Source organism: Aminobacter sp. P4_D5 (genome assembly GCF_056401815.1).
The window spans coordinates 1-590 of the sequence record NZ_JBFUIP010001063.1; the positions used below are offsets into that span (position 1 = coordinate 1).

A 590-nucleotide genomic window follows, 5' to 3' on the forward strand; every position below is an offset into this window, starting at 1 on the left:
ACCTGGAGCCGCTCCATGTCCGCCACGCGCCGGATCTCTGGGCCGCCGCGCAGGCCGATCTGGCGCCGGAAAGCTGGGCCTATTTGGGCTACGGGCCCTTCGCGGACGAGGCGGCGATGCGGAGCTTCGTCGGCGGTTTCGCCACCGCGCACGACCCCATGGCCTGGGCGGTGCGGCCGCACCGGACCGGCACGGCCGACGGCTGGCTCTCCCTGATGGAGATCTTCCCGGCCCATGCGCATATCGAGCTGGGGAACATCTGGTTCAGTCCCCGGATGCAGCGCACGCGCGCGGCCACCGAGGCCATGTACCTGCTGATGCGCCACGCCATGGACGATCTCGGCTACCGGCGCCTCACCTGGAAGTGCAATGCCCTGAACGGGCCCTCCCGCGGGGCCGCCGCCCGGCTCGGCTTCACCTATGAGGGCACGCTGCGCGCCAACCTGACCATCAAGGGCCGCCGGCGCGACACCGCCTGGTTCTCGATCCTGGAGGAGGAATGGCCGGCGCGGCGCGACGCCATCGAGGCCTGGCTGGACGATTCCAACTGGGATGCGCAGGGCCGTCCGAAGGCCTCCCTTGCACGGTAA

The 590-nt window shown here is 70.7% G+C and carries 1 protein-coding gene; it reads left to right on the top strand.

Annotated elements, in window-relative coordinates; translation table 11 throughout:
* A partial coding sequence (locus AC1DWF_RS36670; RefSeq protein ID WP_476843344.1) for a GNAT family N-acetyltransferase occupies positions 1-590 on the top strand: 590 nt, incomplete at its 5' end.